This is a genomic window from Streptomyces viridiviolaceus (assembly GCF_014650995.1).
In the GTDB taxonomy this organism is placed as follows: Bacteria; Actinomycetota; Actinomycetes; order Streptomycetales; family Streptomycetaceae; genus Streptomyces; species Streptomyces viridiviolaceus.
Genome location: NZ_BMWA01000006.1, coordinates 43,825 through 58,413, shown reverse-complemented (window position 1 = coordinate 58,413; position 14,589 = coordinate 43,825). Strand labels below are relative to the sequence as shown.

At 73.7% G+C, this 14,589-nt stretch carries 17 protein-coding genes; 11 read left to right on the top strand and 6 right to left on the bottom strand.

Annotation, left to right across the window (positions count from 1 at the left end):
- Window positions 1-126: 126 nt before the first annotated feature.
- The 3 genes from IE260_RS09725 to IE260_RS09715 all read right to left on the bottom strand — a co-directional run bounded on the left by IE260_RS09725 (window position 127) and on the right by IE260_RS09715 (window position 2,558).
- Entirely contained in the window at window positions 127-348 is a 222-nt protein-coding gene (locus tag IE260_RS09725) for a hypothetical protein (protein ID WP_189870116.1), read from the bottom strand.
- Between the two features lie 34 nt (window positions 349-382).
- Window positions 383-1,636, bottom strand: a complete 1,254-nt coding sequence (locus tag IE260_RS09720) for an inorganic phosphate transporter (RefSeq protein WP_189870115.1) — start codon at window positions 1,634-1,636, stop codon at window positions 383-385.
- 166 nt (window positions 1,637-1,802) lie between these two features.
- Window positions 1,803-2,558 carry a lysozyme gene (locus tag IE260_RS09715; RefSeq protein WP_189870114.1) on the bottom strand — a complete coding sequence of 252 codons (756 nt, stop codon included), beginning with the start codon at window positions 2,556-2,558 and terminating at the stop codon, window positions 1,803-1,805.
- Between the two features lie 270 nt (window positions 2,559-2,828).
- Between IE260_RS09715 and IE260_RS09710 the strand changes: the two genes are divergently transcribed.
- From IE260_RS09710 to IE260_RS09700, 3 genes are all read left to right on the top strand, one after another.
- Window positions 2,829-3,500 carry a class II aldolase/adducin family protein gene (locus IE260_RS09710; protein ID WP_229880597.1) on the top strand — a complete coding sequence of 224 codons (672 nt, stop codon included), beginning with the start codon at window positions 2,829-2,831 and terminating at the stop codon, window positions 3,498-3,500.
- A gap of 629 nt (window positions 3,501-4,129) precedes the next feature.
- On the top strand, window positions 4,130-5,254 hold the full coding sequence (locus tag IE260_RS09705; protein ID WP_189870112.1) for an alpha/beta hydrolase family protein: 1,125 nt from the start codon (window positions 4,130-4,132) through the stop codon (window positions 5,252-5,254).
- 162 nt (window positions 5,255-5,416) lie between these two features.
- Window positions 5,417-6,820 carry a hypothetical protein gene (locus tag IE260_RS09700; RefSeq protein ID WP_189870111.1) on the top strand — a complete coding sequence of 468 codons (1,404 nt, stop codon included), beginning with the start codon at window positions 5,417-5,419 and terminating at the stop codon, window positions 6,818-6,820.
- Window positions 6,821-6,834: 14 nt separating this feature from the next.
- Here IE260_RS09700 and IE260_RS09695 read toward each other — a convergent pair whose 3' ends face one another.
- Entirely contained in the window at window positions 6,835-7,248 is a 414-nt protein-coding gene (locus IE260_RS09695; RefSeq protein ID WP_189870110.1) for a VOC family protein, read from the bottom strand.
- Window positions 7,249-7,528: 280 nt separating this feature from the next.
- Between IE260_RS09695 and IE260_RS09690 the strand changes: the two genes are divergently transcribed.
- The 3 genes from IE260_RS09690 to IE260_RS09680 all read left to right on the top strand — a co-directional run bounded on the left by IE260_RS09690 (window position 7,529) and on the right by IE260_RS09680 (window position 10,594).
- Complete coding sequence (locus IE260_RS09690) at window positions 7,529-9,127, top strand: ABC-F family ATP-binding cassette domain-containing protein (protein ID WP_189870109.1); 1,599 nt, start codon at window positions 7,529-7,531, stop codon at window positions 9,125-9,127.
- A 334-nt stretch (window positions 9,128-9,461) separates the two neighbouring features.
- Entirely contained in the window at window positions 9,462-9,683 is a 222-nt protein-coding gene (locus IE260_RS09685) for a helix-turn-helix domain-containing protein (protein ID WP_018567695.1), read from the top strand.
- 107 nt (window positions 9,684-9,790) lie between these two features.
- Window positions 9,791-10,594 carry an enoyl-CoA hydratase/isomerase family protein gene (locus IE260_RS09680; protein ID WP_189870108.1) on the top strand — a complete coding sequence of 268 codons (804 nt, stop codon included), beginning with the start codon at window positions 9,791-9,793 and terminating at the stop codon, window positions 10,592-10,594.
- A gap of 69 nt (window positions 10,595-10,663) precedes the next feature.
- Here IE260_RS09680 and IE260_RS09675 read toward each other — a convergent pair whose 3' ends face one another.
- On the bottom strand, window positions 10,664-11,377 hold the full coding sequence (locus IE260_RS09675; protein ID WP_189870107.1) for a nucleopolyhedrovirus P10 family protein: 714 nt from the start codon (window positions 11,375-11,377) through the stop codon (window positions 10,664-10,666).
- An 86-nt stretch (window positions 11,378-11,463) separates the two neighbouring features.
- Between IE260_RS09675 and IE260_RS09670 the strand changes: the two genes are divergently transcribed.
- From IE260_RS09670 to amaP, 5 genes are read left to right on the top strand one after another with little or no spacing between them, the layout of a single operon-like run.
- Window positions 11,464-11,946 (top strand): Asp23/Gls24 family envelope stress response protein, encoded by a 483-nt coding sequence (locus IE260_RS09670; protein WP_189870106.1) that lies wholly within the window; start codon window positions 11,464-11,466, stop codon window positions 11,944-11,946.
- Between the two features lie 22 nt (window positions 11,947-11,968).
- Window positions 11,969-12,154 carry a hypothetical protein gene (locus IE260_RS09665; protein WP_189870105.1) on the top strand — a complete coding sequence of 62 codons (186 nt, stop codon included), beginning with the start codon at window positions 11,969-11,971 and terminating at the stop codon, window positions 12,152-12,154.
- Window positions 12,151-12,534: an Asp23/Gls24 family envelope stress response protein gene (locus IE260_RS09660; RefSeq protein ID WP_189870104.1), complete on the top strand. Its 384-nt coding sequence runs from the start codon at window positions 12,151-12,153 to the stop codon at window positions 12,532-12,534. Before IE260_RS09665 ends, IE260_RS09660 begins: the two co-directional genes overlap by 4 nt.
- Complete coding sequence (locus IE260_RS09655; RefSeq protein WP_189870103.1) at window positions 12,531-13,190, top strand: DUF6286 domain-containing protein; 660 nt, start codon at window positions 12,531-12,533, stop codon at window positions 13,188-13,190. The genes IE260_RS09660 and IE260_RS09655 overlap by 4 nt, the downstream gene beginning before the upstream one ends.
- On the top strand, window positions 13,187-13,774 hold the full coding sequence (amaP, locus tag IE260_RS09650; protein WP_189870102.1) for an alkaline shock response membrane anchor protein AmaP: 588 nt from the start codon (window positions 13,187-13,189) through the stop codon (window positions 13,772-13,774). The genes IE260_RS09655 and amaP overlap by 4 nt, the downstream gene beginning before the upstream one ends.
- Window positions 13,775-13,829: 55 nt before the next feature.
- Here amaP and IE260_RS09645 read toward each other — a convergent pair whose 3' ends face one another.
- Window positions 13,830-14,585, bottom strand: a complete 756-nt coding sequence (locus IE260_RS09645; RefSeq protein ID WP_189870101.1) for an SDR family oxidoreductase — start codon at window positions 14,583-14,585, stop codon at window positions 13,830-13,832.
- Window positions 14,586-14,589: the final 4 nt, after the last annotated feature.

Here is a 14,589-nt window from a genome sequence, read left to right as displayed (position 1 = left end):
TGGCCCGCGAACACCCGTCAACTTGCCGTTGACCTGCATCGGGGGAGTGTGCGCAGGCCCACAGAGAAGCGGGGTGCGGGACGGTGGTCCGTCCCGCACCCCGCTCGGTGCCCAAGTGCCGTCCGGTCAGGCGACGATCAGGTAGATCCCGTACGCCACCGCCGCCGTGCAGGCCGCGAAGCACGCGTACGCGCCGGTGACCGCGAGCGTCGCGGAGCCGCCCTGGGCGGCGGCCCGCTCCTGGCGGGAGAGGCCGGCGACGCCGAGCGTGAACAGGGCCACCAGGCCGACGGTGACCACGAGGCTGACCCCGAAGACGGAGCCGAGGGCTGCCCAGTCGATCTTCATGCTGGTTCTCTTCCTTCGTACCCGGGGCGCGGGCTCAGACGGTGGTGGCGGCCGACGGGGCCTTGGAGTCGGGTGCGGTGGCCTGGGCCGGGATGGTGGCCGTCAGTTCCTCGGCCGCGCCCGTCGGGGGCGGGGTCACGGCGGCGATCGCGGTGGTGACCACGCCGGCCTGCTCCGTCTCAGGCGCGTCGTCGCCGTTGACGTTGGTGTGGTCGACGACCTCGCGGCGGGAGATCTTCCAGATCGCGGCGCTGGAGGCGACCAGGAAGACCGCCACGAGCGCCGTGCCCCAGTCGCCGAAGCCGCAGACCCACTCGGCGAGCGCGGCGACCAGGGCCGCGGCCGGCAGGGTCAGACCCCAGGCGACGAACATCCGGGTGGCCGTGGACCAGCGGACCACGCCGCCCTTGCGGCCGAGGCCCGCGCCCATCACCGCGCCGGAGACCGAGTGGGTGGTGGAGAGGGAGAAACCGAGGTGGGAGGAGGCCAGGATGACCGTGGCGGCGCTGGTCTGGGCGGCGAAGCCCTGCTGCGGCTGGAGGTCGGTCAGGCCCTTGCCCATGGTGCGGATGATGCGCCAGCCGCCGAGGTAGGTGCCGAGCGCGATGGCGAGGCCCGCGGAGAGGATGACCCACAGGGGCGGGTCGGAGTCGGGGGCGAGGGCGCCGCCGGCGACCAGGGCCAGGGTGATGATGCCCATCGTCTTCTGGGCGTCGTTGGTGCCGTGGGCCAGCGAGACCAGGCCGGCGGAGGCGATCTGCCCGGCGCGGTAGCCCTTCGCGGCGGCCTTGCCGTCGGCCTTGCGGCCGAGCGTGTACGTCAGCCGGGAGGCGAGCATCGCCGCGACGCCCGCGACGAGGGGGGCGGCGATCGCCGGGAGGAGCACCTTGGTGACCAGCACGTCGCCGTGGACCGCGCCGATGCCCGCGGAGGCGACCGCGGCACCGATCAGACCGCCCATGAGGGCGTGCGAGGAGCTGGACGGCAGGCCGACCAGCCAGGTCAGCAGGTTCCAGAGGATCGCGCCGACCAGGGCGGCGAAGATGACCTCGGGACGGATACCGGTCTCGTCGACGAGACCCTTGGAGATCGTGTTGGCGACCTCCACCGAGAGGAAGGCGCCGACAAGGTTCAGGACGGCGGACATCGCCACCGCCACCTTGGGCTTGAGCGCACCGGTCGAAATGGTCGTTGCCATCGCGTTCGCGGTGTCGTGGAAACCGTTCGTGAAATCGAACGCGAGTGCGGTTACCACCACAATCGCGAGGATCAGCGAGAAGCTTTCCATTTACCCAGGCAATCGTTCGAGGTCATTGGCTGGACGAACGTAGGTAACCCGGGTGAACGGAAGATGAACTGGGATGGACTTGGTGGTGACCGGAAGCGGGGCTGCCGCCCCCGCATGACCCGCTCGCTGCCGTGCGGCGCCCCGTGTTCCGGCCTCCGGGGCGGGTTCAGGCCCCCCGGGCGAACCTCCGCAGCCGGTCCGGCGACCCGTTGAAGAGATTCTGGTCACCCGGCAGGGTGCCAGCGTTGTCGTACTGCCAGAACGTCCAGGCCGTCCATCCGGCCGGCAGCTTCCCCGGGGCGGACGCGTCGTAACGGGCTATCCACAGGGCGTGGTCCGCGGCGAAGGCGCGGCTGCCACCGGTGCAGGTGTTCCACCAGTGCGTGGTCGTGTAGATGACCGGGCGGCGGCCGACGAGCCGCTTCACCTCGTCGCTGAACGACCGTATCCAGCCGACCATGCCCGCGCTGCTCAGGCCGTAGCACTTCCGCTTCTTGTCGTACGGGTTGTACTCGATGTCGAGCGCGGGCGGCAGCGTCCGGCCGTCCGCGGTCCAGCCGCCGCCGTTGCGGACGAAGTAGCGGGCCTGCGTCCTGCCCGACGACTTGTCCGGCAGCGCGAAGTGGTAGGCGCCGCGGATCAGTCCCGCCGCGCGGGAGTCGGTGTGCTGCCGGCCGAAGTACGGGTTGCGGTAGGTGTGGGACTCGGTGGCCTTGACGTAGACGAACGTCGCGCCCCGGGCCTTCGCGCGGCGGAAGTCGACGTTCTTCTGGTGGGACGAGACGTCGTGCCCCTTGGGCCGCCCGCCCGCCGCCGAGGCGGCGGGTGCCTCGGCGAGCGCCGTCCCCCCGAGCGCGAGTGCCGCCGTCAGGGCGGCGAGGAGGCGGCCGCGGCGGCGGGACGGTGTGTGATCACGAGCCATGCTTTCCCCCGAAATGATCCCCCGAAATGGCAACGTGCATGACAAAACCAGCCAGAGCGTATCGGAAGATCCTTGAACGCTCATCGATCTCCGGCCAAGGGGCGGCTACGGGTGACTTGCGGCGATATGGCCCCTGCCGGAATTCGGGCTTCCGGCCTACAGTGCGTCCGCCCGGCGGCGCCGCCGGGCCGTGGCTGGCAGGATCGCCGCACGGCCGGCCGATGCCGGGACGGCAGGGGCGCGCGGGGCGCCCGGGAGAAAGGAGGGCCCGTGGAGGAGCCGCGGGGGAGGCGTGTGCGCGACGAGGAGGCGTGTGCCTGGGAGGCGCTCGTGGCGACGGCCCGGCGCACGGTGTCCGACGGGCTGGTGGTCGGCACCTCCGGCAACGTCTCGGTGCGCGTCGGGGACACGGTGCTGGTCACCCCGTCGGGCGTGCCCTACGACCGGCTGACCCCGCAGGACGTGACCGGAGTGGACCTCGACGGCCGGCAGGTGCTCGGCACGCTGGTCCCGACCAGCGAGCTGCCCATGCACCTCGCCGTCCACCGGACCACGGACGCCCGCGCCGTCGTCCACACCCACGCCGTGCACGCGACCGCCGTCTCGACGCTCGTCCGCGAACTCCCGCTGGTCCACTACATGGCCGCCGCGCTCGGTGGACCTGTCCGGGTTGCCCCTTATGCCGCATACGGCAGCGACGAGTTGGCCGAGAACATGCTCCAGGCCCTCGCCGGCCGCTCCGGCTGCCTCCTGCAGAACCACGGCACCCTCACCTACGGCGCCTCCCTCGACCAGGCCCTGGACCGCACCGCCCAGCTGGAGTGGATGTGCCGCCTGTGGCTGACGGCCTCCTCGGTCCCCGGCCTGACACCGTCCCTGCTGACGGAGGGACAACTGGCAGAGGTCACGGAGCGCCTGCGCGGCTACGGACAACCGGGCTGACCCCGGCGGTACCGTCGCCGACGGTGCACCGACCGCGGCGGCACGAGCCCGGTTCCCGGGGACTACCGCTGTTCCCGCCCACCCGGCCGACCGTCCACGCGCCCGCCGGGCCCTGGACCTGCCATCGGACCTCAGTGGAGGGCATCGGTGAGAGCCGGTTGCCGTCCGGTGGGTGTCGTTGGTGGCCGCCCGGTGGGCCGTCGACGCTTCCGTCGGGTCCCTGGGCCTGCTGCTGGACCGTTGGGGGTGCTGTCTGCGCGGGGACGGGCCGGGGCGAGGGTCGGTTTCGGTCCGGTGGGCCGTCGACGCTTCCGTCGGGTCCCTGGGCCTGCGCCTGGACCGTTGTGGGGGTGCTTTCTGCGCAGGACGTCCCGGGCGAGGGTCGGTTTCCGTCCGGTGGGTGTCGTTGGTGGCCCGCCCGGTGGGCCGTCGACGCGTCCGTCGGGCCCTGGACGTCCGTCCGGCCGACGTGAGCGTGCCGCCTGCGCCCCACGGGTCCGGTGACAGGCCGGTTTCCCTTCCGCCGGTCGCCCCCCTGGCCGCCCGGCCGAGGGGGAACCGGCGCGGCCGGTGTCACCCGCGGCCGCCGCCCACTGGCCGCGCCCGCACCGGACCAGGACACTGGCCCCATGCGCACTGTCACAGCAACGGCCGCCGCCGTCGGCGCAGCCCTGGCAGCCGGCGCTGCGAGCGTCGCCGCCGGCCGGCTCGCCGGCGACGCCGCGCTCAAGGCGTCCCCCGGCCGGCCCCTGCCCACCGAACCCCGGCTCACCGTGCACGGCACCGCCGCCGGGCAGATCACCCTCACCCGGGACCTGGCCGCGCTGCGGCCCGGCCGGTACGGGCTCGCCGGCGACGGCTCCCACGCGATCGTCGGCCCCGTGCTGAGCGCCCCGGAGCAGCCCGCCGACACCGTCGTACGACGCCTCGAAAGCGTCACGCACGGCACCCTGGCCGCCGGCGACCGGGTGTGGTTCACGCCGAACCTCTACGTCGGCAACCCCCGCACCGCCCTCGGCCTGATCCACGCCGACGTCGAGGTCCCCGGCGAACTGGGCCCCCTCCCGGCCTGGTTCCTGCCCGGTGCCCGCACCACCTGGATCATCGCCGTGCACGGCCTGGCCGCCACCCGCGAACACGCCATGAACCTCATGGCACCCCTGCACCGACGGCACCTCCCCGTGCTCGCCCTGGCCTACCGCGGCGACCACGGCGCCCCCCGCTCCCCGGACGGCCTGCAGCACTTCGGCGAGACCGAGTGGCGCGACGTGGACGCGGCCGTCCACTACGCCCTCGACCACGGCGCCCGGCACGTCGTGCTGCTCGGCTGGTCCACCGGAGCCACCATGGCCCTGCGCACCGCCGCGCTCTCGGACGCGCGCAACCGCATCGCGGGCCTCGTCCTGGACTCCCCGGTCCTCGACTGGGAGGCCACCCTGCGCGCCCTGGCCGCCGCCCGGCGCACACCGGGCGCGCTCCTGCCGCTCGCCGTCCGCGCCGCCCAGGGCCGCGCCGGGCTCCACGCCGACCGCGACGCCGACGCCGGCGACCTCCACCGCCCGACGGTTCCGACCCTGATCTTCCACGGCCCGGACGACGAGGTGGCGCCCTGGCGGTACTCCCGCCGCCTCGCCGAGAAAGACCTCCTCGTCGCCCTCCATCCGGTCCGGCGAGCTCCGCACGCCGCCATGTGGAACGCCGACCCCGACACCTATCAGGAGACGTTGCGCCGCTTTCTGACCCCGCTGGTGTGACCCGCCGGCTCCAGCACGCGGCCCTCCGGTTCCGTTTGCGGGCCGCACGACTGGCCAGTTCCCGTGCCCGGACAGCCTGCCGGGCCCCCACGTCCACCGCCCCCACCGCCGCTCGTGTCATTCCGTTTGGGTTTTCGGACCGTCAACCGCAAGACTGCACCCGTGACGTCCCGTATCCCGCGCGACTCCAGGCTTCGACTCGTCCGCCCGCGACCCCTGGCCGCCGCCCCCAGAGCGATGACCCAGCGGCGCCCGCGCCGCACCGCGCCGCACCCCCCGGAGGGCACACCGGCACGCTCGGAACTGGCCGGAATGGCACGCTCCGGCCTGGCCGACGCGGCCCGCGTCGCCCGCTGGGCCGACTCCGCCCTCGGCCCCGGCCGCGACGGCGCGACGGCCGACGGCAAGGCCACCCTCTCCGACGCGACCGCCGAACGCGCCGCCCGTGACCTGGGCCTGACCGCGGACCGGGTCCGCGCCGACTGGGACACCGCCCGCCTCGCCGGACTGGTCGAGGTGCACGGCGGCAGCGCCCGGCCCGGCTGGCGGCTGCGCGCCTGGGACCGCGACGACAGCGCCGTACTGCGCGGCTGGGTCGCCCTCTTCGACGCCTGGTCGCTCGCCCACCCGGAGCCCGCCGGCCACGAACCGGCCGCCGTCGCCGAGGTCGTCTCGGCCATGCCCCAGGTGCTCTCCTTCCTCCAGCTGTCCGCCGGACCCGTCCCCGTGGCCCAGCTCCTCGACCTCCTTCAGCAGCGGGTCACGGAACTGCGCACCGAGCGCTGCGAGATCCCCTACGGCCCCCAGCCGGACCCCGTCCAGCAGCCACGGCCCGACGACACCACCGCGCTCGCCCCGCTCCTCGACTGGGCGTTGCACGCACTGGCCTCCGTCGGCGCCCTCACCTGCGGCGACGGGCAGGCCACGCTCACCCCGCTCGGGAACTGGGCGGTCTGGGTGAAGCTGGAGCAGATCTGCGTGGCCGCGCAGAGCCCCGCCGGGAACATCGAGCAGTCGGCCGAGGACATGCTCCGCGGCTGTGCCCAGCTCCGCCCGAACGCGGCCCGCGCCGAGTACCGCGCCTGGCTCGCCGCCCGCCCCGTCGGCAGCGCCGTCACCGAACTGCTCGCCGCCGCCCGCGGCGAGGACGCCCTGCTGCGCGGCCTCGCCTTCGAGGCGCTGCGCGTCGTCGGCGCCCCCGCCGAGCCCGACGTCCGCGCGGTGCTGGAGGAGCCGACGCTGCGGCCGTACGCCCTGCTGTGGCTGGCCGAGCACGACGGGGCCGACCCGGAGGACGCCCACGAGGTGCTCACCCGGCGCGAGGCCACGTGGCTGTGGGTCGACACCGCCGCCGCCGTCGCCGACCACGGCGAGGCCCCGCTGCTCGTGCGGCACCTGGAGTCCGCGGTGCAGCCGACCGTCCCCTCACTGCTGGACGAGGTCCGGGCCGTCGGTCACCCCCGCACGGTGCAGGTCCTGGTCGCGCTCGCCGCCGCGCACCCCGACCCGGCGCTGGCCAAGGCCGTGCGCCGGGCCGCGTTCCAGGTGCACACGGGAGGCAGCTGACCCGCGCCGGGCGGTCAGGCGCCGATCTCCGGGGCGTAGGTGCCGAAGCTCCAGATGTTGCCCTCCAGGTCCCGCGCCATGTAGTCCCGCGAGCCGTAGTCCTGGTCCGTCGGGGGCATGAGGATCTCCGCGCCGTGCTCCACGGCCCGCCGGTGGTGTGCGTCGACGTCGTCCACGACGATGTACACCCCCGTCGGGCCCGCGTTCTTCATCGCCTCGTCGAAGCGGCCGCCCGTGCCCTTCGAACCGAGCATGATCGCGCCGTTGCCCTGGGCCAGCTCGGCGTGCGCCACCGTGCCGTTCTCGCCCTCGTAGACGGCGAGTTCCGTGAAACCGAAGGCCTGGGTGAGCTGCCGGACGGCCTCCTTGGCGTCCTTGTACAGCAGCGTCGGGTAGATGCTCGGACGACCGGTGTCCGTGCCTGCCATGCCGATCACTCCTCAGTGAGCCGGTGCCGGGGCCGGGCCGGGTGCCGGAATGTCCGGGAATCCGGCCCGCCGCCCAGTGTGGCATCCGTCACTGACAACGCCCGTGACCCGCGTCGTCGAACACAGGACCCTCGAACAGGGGGTGCCGGACACCGGAACGCAGAAAAAGTGGTTGCACGGCACCGTTAGACTGGCCCCATGGCCATTCTCCTCGCGCATTAGACGGCGGGAACGTCCTTCAGCCGTCCGAACCCGCCAACCACCGCCCAGGAGTCTGTCCGTGATCTCCGCCTCCGGCATCGAGCTGCGCGCCGGTGCCCGCGTCCTCATCGAGTCCGCCACCTTCCGCGTCGCCAAGGGCGACCGCATCGGCCTGGTCGGCCGCAACGGTGCCGGAAAGACCACCCTCACCAAGGTCCTCGCCGGCGAGGGCATCCCCGCCGCGGGCACCGTCACCCGCTCCGGCGAGGTGGGCTACCTCCCGCAGGACCCGCGCACCGGCGACCTCGACGTGCTCGCCCGCGACCGCGTCCTGTCCGCGCGCGGTCTCGACGTCCTGATCCGCAAGATGCGGGAGAACGAGCAGCGCATCGCCAACGGCCAGGGCGCCACCCGGGAGAAGGCGCTTCGGCAGTACGAGCGCCAAGAGACGGAGTTCCTCACCAAGGGCGGGTACGCCGCCGAGGCGGAGGCCGCCACCATCGCCGCCGCGCTCAACCTGCCCGACCGGGTGCTCGGCCAGCCCCTGCACACGCTCTCCGGCGGTCAGCGCCGCCGTATCGAACTGGCCCGCATCCTGTTCTCGGACGCGGACACCCTGCTGCTCGACGAGCCGACCAACCACCTGGACGCCGACTCGATCATCTGGCTCCGCGACTACCTCAAGACCTACCGCGGCGGCTTCATCGTCATCAGCCACGACGTCGACCTGGTCGAGACGGTCGTCAACAAGGTGTTCTACCTGGACGCCAACCGCTCCGTGATCGACGTCTACAACATGGGCTGGAAGCTCTACCAGCAGCAGCGCGAGGCCGACGAGAAGCGCCGCAAGCGGGAGCGCGCCAACGCCGAGAAGAAGGCCGCCGCACTCAACGCTCAGGCCGACAAGATGCGCGCCAAGGCCACCAAGACGGTCGCCGCGCAGAACATGGCCCGGCGCGCGGAGAAGCTGCTGTCCGGGCTGGAGGAGGTCCGCCAGTCCGACAAGGTCGCCAAGCTCCGTTTCCCGGAGCCGGCGCCCTGCGGCAGGACCCCGCTGACGGCCGAGGGCCTGTCGAAGTCGTACGGCTCGCTGGAGATCTTCACCGACGTCGACCTGGCCATCGACAAGGGCTCCCGCGTCGTCATCCTCGGGCTCAACGGCGCCGGCAAGACGACGCTGCTCAGGCTGCTGGCGGGCGTCGAGCAGCCGGACACCGGCGCCGTCGTCCCCGGCCACGGCCTCAAGCTCGGCTACTACGCCCAGGAGCACGAGACCCTCGACGCGGACCGCACGGTGCTGGAGAACATGCGCTCCGCGGCGCCCGACATGGACCTGGTCGAGGTCCGCAAGGTGCTCGGCTCGTTCCTGTTCTCCGGCGACGACGTCGACAAGCCGGCCGGTGTCCTCTCCGGCGGCGAGAAGACCCGTCTGGCCCTCGCCACCCTGGTGGTGTCGTCGGCGAACGTGCTGCTGCTCGACGAGCCGACCAACAACCTCGACCCGGCCAGCCGCGAGGAGATCCTCGGCGCCCTGCGCACCTACAAGGGCGCCGTCGTCCTGGTCACCCACGACGAGGGCGCCGTCGAGGCGCTCCAGCCGGAGCGGATCATCCTGCTCCCGGACGGCGTCGAGGACCTGTGGGGCGCGGACTACGCGGATCTCGTCGCCCTCGCTTGATCGAACGGGTGATCCACTGGGTATGGATCATTCGGCCGATCCGTGATCCATCATCTGTGTGAGATCTCCTCATCACGAGGTGTGTCCTACACCGATTTCCCGGCCGGACCCCCATGTCACGAGGGTCCGGCCGTCGGCCTTTCTGACCTGGAGCTTCGCGGAACAACCCGTTCGGCGGTGCGCACGCGACGCGACGGAATCATGTATTCCGCATGTGGGGACCCGCTCCCGTCGTCACAACCTTGTCTCACGGACCTTGCCGAATGGGTGGCCATGAGGCCCGTGAGGGGTGATCATGAGGAGACCAGAGCGCACTTCCCATGAGGAGGCACGGGTGGCCGAGACTCTGAAGAAGGGCAGCCGGGTGACCGGCGCCGCGCGCGACAAGCTCGCGGCAGACCTGAAGAAGAAGTACGACGCCGGTGCGAGCATCCGGGCGTTGGCCGAGGAGACCGGCCGCTCGTATGGCTTCGTGCACCGCATGCTCAGCGAGTCGGGCGTCACGCTCCGAGGGCGTGGCGGGGCGACGCGGGGTAAGAAGGCCGCTTCGGCCTGACCCCGGGCGGCCCCTCGGCTCCGATGGTGGCCACCCGGTCGGTCGACTGATCGCCCGGGTGGTTACTGTGCAGTCACTTGGCTGACCGCACTCATCGGAGGCGCCCCATGGCTTCGCCCGCTCATGAACTCGACCCCGCACTCGACAAGGACGGCGTGCGGCTCACCGTCGACGACGCGATCGCCACGGTGACGCTGAACAACCCGGCCAAGCGCAACGCGCAGAGCCCCGCCCTGTGGCGGGCGCTCACCGAGGCCGGGCGGCTGTTGCCGGGCTCCGTACGGGTCGTCGTGCTGCGGGCCGAGGGCAAGTCCTTCTCGGCCGGGCTCGACCGGCAGGCGTTCACGCCCGAGGGCTTCGACGGGGAACCGTCGTTCATCGACCTCGCGCGGGGTGGTGACGCCGAGCTGGACGCGACCATCGCCGAGTACCAGGAGGCGTTCACCTGGTGGCGGCGCAGCGACATCCTGTCGATCGCCGCCGTGCAGGGGCACGCCATCGGGGCGGGCTTCCAGCTCGCCCTCGCCTGTGACCTGCGTGTCGTCGCGGACGACGCGCAGTTCGCCATGCGCGAGACCAGCCTCGGCCTCGTACCGGACCTGACCGGCACGCACCCGCTGGTCGGGCTGGTCGGCTACGCCCGGGCGCTGGAGATCTGCGCGACCGGACGCTTCGTCATGGCCGAGGAGGCCGTGAGCACCGGGCTGGCCAACCTCGCCGTGCCCGCGGACCAGCTCGACGGCGCCGTACGCGACCTGGCGTCGGCGGTCCTGGCCGCTCCGCGGGACGCCGTGATCGAGACCAAGGCGCTGCTCCAGGGTGCCCAGCACCGGGACTACGAGGCCCAGCGCGCCGCGGAGCGTGCCGCGCAGGCGCGTCGGCTGCGGGACCTGGCCGGGCTCGGCGAGTAGAACTCCGCACGGGTTCACGCGGGCCCGGACGCTTCGGCCGAGGGCGGTGCACGGCCGCCCTCGGGCCGGTCAGCCGACCGCCGTGACCAGGACCGCCACCGACGGGTGATCCGGCAGGGCGTCCGACACCGCCGCGCGGACCTGGCGGGCCACCGCCGCGGCCTGGTGGTCCGCGCTCACCGCGAGTTCCAGCAGGACATGCGTCCGCGGCAGGGCCGCCTCCCGCGGACGCTCCGTGATGTGCACCGGGCGGCCCAGCGTGTCCGTCAGCCGGGCCACGCCCGGGACCGCCAGCGCCGCGTCGGCCGCGCGGGCCTCTTCGGCACCCTCCGGTGCGACGGCCCGGCCCCTTTCCGGGTTCTGTACGGGGGCCGGTCCGGGGGCCGCCTCCAGCAGGGCCGTCACCCGCAGGTCCACGTCCGTGACCGTGAGGCCGAGCCCCTGCGTCGCGGCCGCCGCCAGGGCGGCGCGCAGCCGGGCGGCCGTGGCCGGCAGCGGCTCGGACACGGTGGCCGCGAAGTCGGCCGTCACCCGCAGCGGACCCGGCGGCAGCGCGCTCGGCGGCGGCGGTACGGCGGGCTCCCGCACGTCCTCTGGGTCGGCGTGCGCGATGCGCAGCCCGCCCATCGACACGCCCGCCACTTCCCGGGCCGCGCCCAGCAGTACCTCCCGTGCCGCCCGCTCGGCGATCCACGCGCCGTCCCGCGGACCGCCCAGCGGCAGCAGCCTGCCGAGCCCCAACTGCTTCCGCACCGTCTGCGTCCACCGGTCCGCCGTCGTCATTCCTCCAGCCTGCCGCATCCCCGGCGCGCCATCGCGCAACCCGACCTACGGTGGTGGCAGGAGGACGACGAAAGGGACGTACGGCGATGAGCGAGATGGCGGAGCGGGCCCGGGCCGGGCAGGACACGACAGAGGGCCCGGGGCTGGGCAAGGGACAGGTGACCCGACGAGGTGGTGGTGACCCCGGGACCCGGGGCCGGACCACCATCGCCGACGGTGTCGTGGAGAAGATCACCGGAATGGCCGCCCGTGACGTGGTCGGCGTGTACGCCATGGGCAGCGGACTGTCGCGCACCTTCGGAGCCATGCGCGAGCGGGTGCCCGGCGGGGCCAAGTCGGTGACGCGCGGGGTGAAGGCCGAGGTCGGCGAGAAGCAGACGGCGCTCGACCTGGAGATCGTCGTCGAGTACGGCGTGTCGATCGCCGACGTCGCCCGCGACGTACGGGAGAACGTGGTGGCGGCGGTCGAGCGGATGACCGGCCTGGAGGTGGTCGAGGTCAACATCGCCGTGAGCGACGTGAAGCTCCCGGACGAGGAGGAAGAGGAGCCGGAGCCGCGGATCCACTGACGTGGACGGAGGAGAGCGCACCATGAGCATGGCCGTGGTCGGCATGATCGCCGGCATGGCACTGGGTTTCGCCGGGTACTTCGGCGGATTCGGGGCCTTCCTGCTGGTGGCGGCCCTGGGCGCCGTCGGGTTCGTCGTCGGCCGGTTCCTGGAGGGGGACTGGGAACTCGGCGACTTCTTCCACACCCGCGGCGACCGGCGGCGGTGACCGTCGTGAGCGGTGGAGCCGACGAGCTCCGCGAAACCGTGACCGTCGTGCCGCCGGGCGAGCGCGGCGCCACGCGGATCGCCGACCGGGTGGTCGCCAAGATCGCCGCCCAGGCGGCACGCGAGGCGGTCGGCGGCCTCCCCCCGGAGGCCCCGCGCCCGCACGCCACCGTCGTCGTCCACCAGGACACCGCCCGTGTCCGCGTCCACCTCGAACTCGACTACCCCTGCGACATCGGCACCCGCTGCCGGCAGGTGCGTCACCAAGTCGCCCAGCGGGTCGGCACGCTGGCGGGCATGGCGGTGCCGGAGGTCGGCGTGCACGTGGAGCGGCTGCACCTGGCGGCGGAGTACGGCGCGAAGCAGGGGAGGACGCGATGAGCGAGCCCGAGGAGACCGCGGGCGGCACGCGGCGCCTGCCGGTGCTGGAGAAGGACACCGGACCCGGGGCCCCCGGCGAGGCACCCGGGCCGCGGCTCGACGGCGAGGGCGGGCGGGCCCGCCGCTTCTGGTCGGCGCGCCGCGTCCCGGCCGGCGTCGTCGCGCTGCTGCTCCTGGTCGTCGCGGGCGCCTTCCTGTACGACGTCGCCGCCGTGCGGGCCGGCCGGACCGCGCCGGCCTGGCGGCGGGAGCTGGCCCGGCAGCTCGCCGCGCGGCCCCTCGACGACATCTGGGTGCTGGTCGGCGCGGGCGTCGCGGCGGCCCTCGGGCTCTGGCTGCTCGTGCTCGCCGTCACGCCCGGCCTGCGCAAACTGCTGCCGATGCGGCGCACCCACCCCGACGTCCGTGCCGGACTGCACCGGAGCGCCGCCGCCACGGTGCTGCGCGACCGGGCCATGGAGGTCTCCGGGGTGCAGTCGGTGCGGGTTCGGACGCGCCGGTCGAAGGCCCGCGTGCGCGCGGTGGCGCACTTCCGGGAACTGGACGAGGTACGCGCGGATCTGGACGCCGTGCTCGACGACGCGGTCCGCGGACTGGGGCTGGCCCGGCCGCCCGCCGTGTCGGTCCGGGTGACGCGGCCGGGACGGAAGGGGTGAGGGCGGTGCTCAGGACCGTCAACCGTGTACTGCTCGGGCTCGTGGGCCTGGTCCTGCTCGCCCTCGGCGGTTCGGTGCTGGCCGTCGGCCTCGGCGCCGCCGCCCCCTCCTGGTGGATCCACGACGGGCGGCACGACGTGCTGCTCAGCGACGCCGAGCGGACCCGGTGGCGGGACGCCGGCTGGTGGTGGCCGGTCGTCATCGCCGTACTCGCCGTCCTGCTGCTGCTCGCTCTGTGGTGGCTGGTCGCGGTGGTGCGCCGGCGACGGCTCGCCGAGGTCCTCGTCGACACCGGTGACGGCGAGGGCGCGGTGCTGCGCGGCCGGGCCCTGGAGGGCGTCCTCACCCAGGAGGCCGACCGGGTGGACGGCGTGGCAGGGGCCAAAGTGCGGCTCACCGGCCGGCGCGCGGCCCCGAAGACCCGCGTACGGCTGCGACTGGAGCCGCACGTGGACCCCGGGACGGCGCTGAACGACCTCACCACCCACGCCCTGGGCCACGCCCGCGACTCGGCGGGCCTCGCCGCCCTTCCGGCGAAGGTGCGGCTCAGCGGCGTCAGACACCGGGCCGAGCGGGTCAGTTGAGCCCGCGCGAAGGGGCGGTGCGGCCCGGGCTCCGCCGCCCGTGACGTCCCCCGCGTCAGAACCCGTGCCGCACCCCGCCGTCCACCGGCACCATCACACCCGTCAGGTACGACGCCGCCGGCGACAGCAGGAAGGCCGTCGCACGGCCGAACTCCTCGGGCCTGCCGTAGCGGCGCAGCGGGATCCGGGACTCCGCCGCCGCCCTGGTCGCCTCCGGGTCGGCGGACAGCCCGTCCAGCTCGCGCACGCGGTCGGTGTCGATACGGCCCGGGAGCAGGCCGACGACGCGGATGCCGCGCGGGCCCAGTTCGTCGGCGAGGGACTTGGCGAAGCCGGCGAGCCCCGGACGCAGGCCGTTGGAGATGGTCAGGCCCGGGATGGGCTCGTGCACCGAACCCGACAGCACGAAACCGATGACGCCGCCCTCCTCGAGTTCCGCGGCGGCGGTCCGGGCGAGCCGCACCGCACCGAGGAACACCGACTCGAACGCCGACTGCCACTGCTCGTCCGTGTTGTCGGCGACGAAGCCGGGCGGCGGGCCGCCGACGCTGATCAGCACACCGTCGAAGCGGCCGAAGCGCTCCCGGGCGGTCGCGATCAGCCGGCCCGCGGCCTCGGGGTCGGCGTTGTCGGCGGCCACCCCGACGGCGTTCGGGCCCAGCGCGGACGCGGCGTCCGCGACGTTCTTCTCCTCCCGCCCCGTGACGACCACCCTCGCGCCGTCGGCGACCAGCTCGCGCGCGGCGGCGTTGCCCAGTCCCCGGGTGGCTCCGGTGACGACGTACACCCGGTCCTTCAGTCCAAGATCCATGGCC

Coding starts and splice junctions, on each gene's coding strand:
- IE260_RS09695 (WP_189870110.1), bottom strand. CDS start 7,248: ATGGCAGGCACGGACACCGGTCGTCCGAGCATCTACCCGACGCTGCTG.
- IE260_RS09725 (WP_189870116.1), bottom strand. CDS start 348: ATGAAGATCGACTGGGCAGCCCTCGGCTCCGTCTTCGGGGTCAGCCTC.
- IE260_RS09705 (WP_189870112.1), top strand. CDS start 4,130: ATGCGCACTGTCACAGCAACGGCCGCCGCCGTCGGCGCAGCCCTGGCA.
- IE260_RS09665 (WP_189870105.1), top strand. CDS start 11,969: ATGAGCATGGCCGTGGTCGGCATGATCGCCGGCATGGCACTGGGTTTC.
- IE260_RS09655 (WP_189870103.1), top strand. CDS start 12,531: ATGAGCGAGCCCGAGGAGACCGCGGGCGGCACGCGGCGCCTGCCGGTG.
- IE260_RS09680 (WP_189870108.1), top strand. CDS start 9,791: ATGGCTTCGCCCGCTCATGAACTCGACCCCGCACTCGACAAGGACGGC.
- IE260_RS09645 (WP_189870101.1), bottom strand. CDS start 14,585: ATGGATCTTGGACTGAAGGACCGGGTGTACGTCGTCACCGGAGCCACC.
- IE260_RS09670 (WP_189870106.1), top strand. CDS start 11,464: ATGAGCGAGATGGCGGAGCGGGCCCGGGCCGGGCAGGACACGACAGAG.
- IE260_RS09720 (WP_189870115.1), bottom strand. CDS start 1,636: ATGGAAAGCTTCTCGCTGATCCTCGCGATTGTGGTGGTAACCGCACTC.
- IE260_RS09675 (WP_189870107.1), bottom strand. CDS start 11,377: ATGACGACGGCGGACCGGTGGACGCAGACGGTGCGGAAGCAGTTGGGG.
- IE260_RS09715 (WP_189870114.1), bottom strand. CDS start 2,558: ATGGCTCGTGATCACACACCGTCCCGCCGCCGCGGCCGCCTCCTCGCC.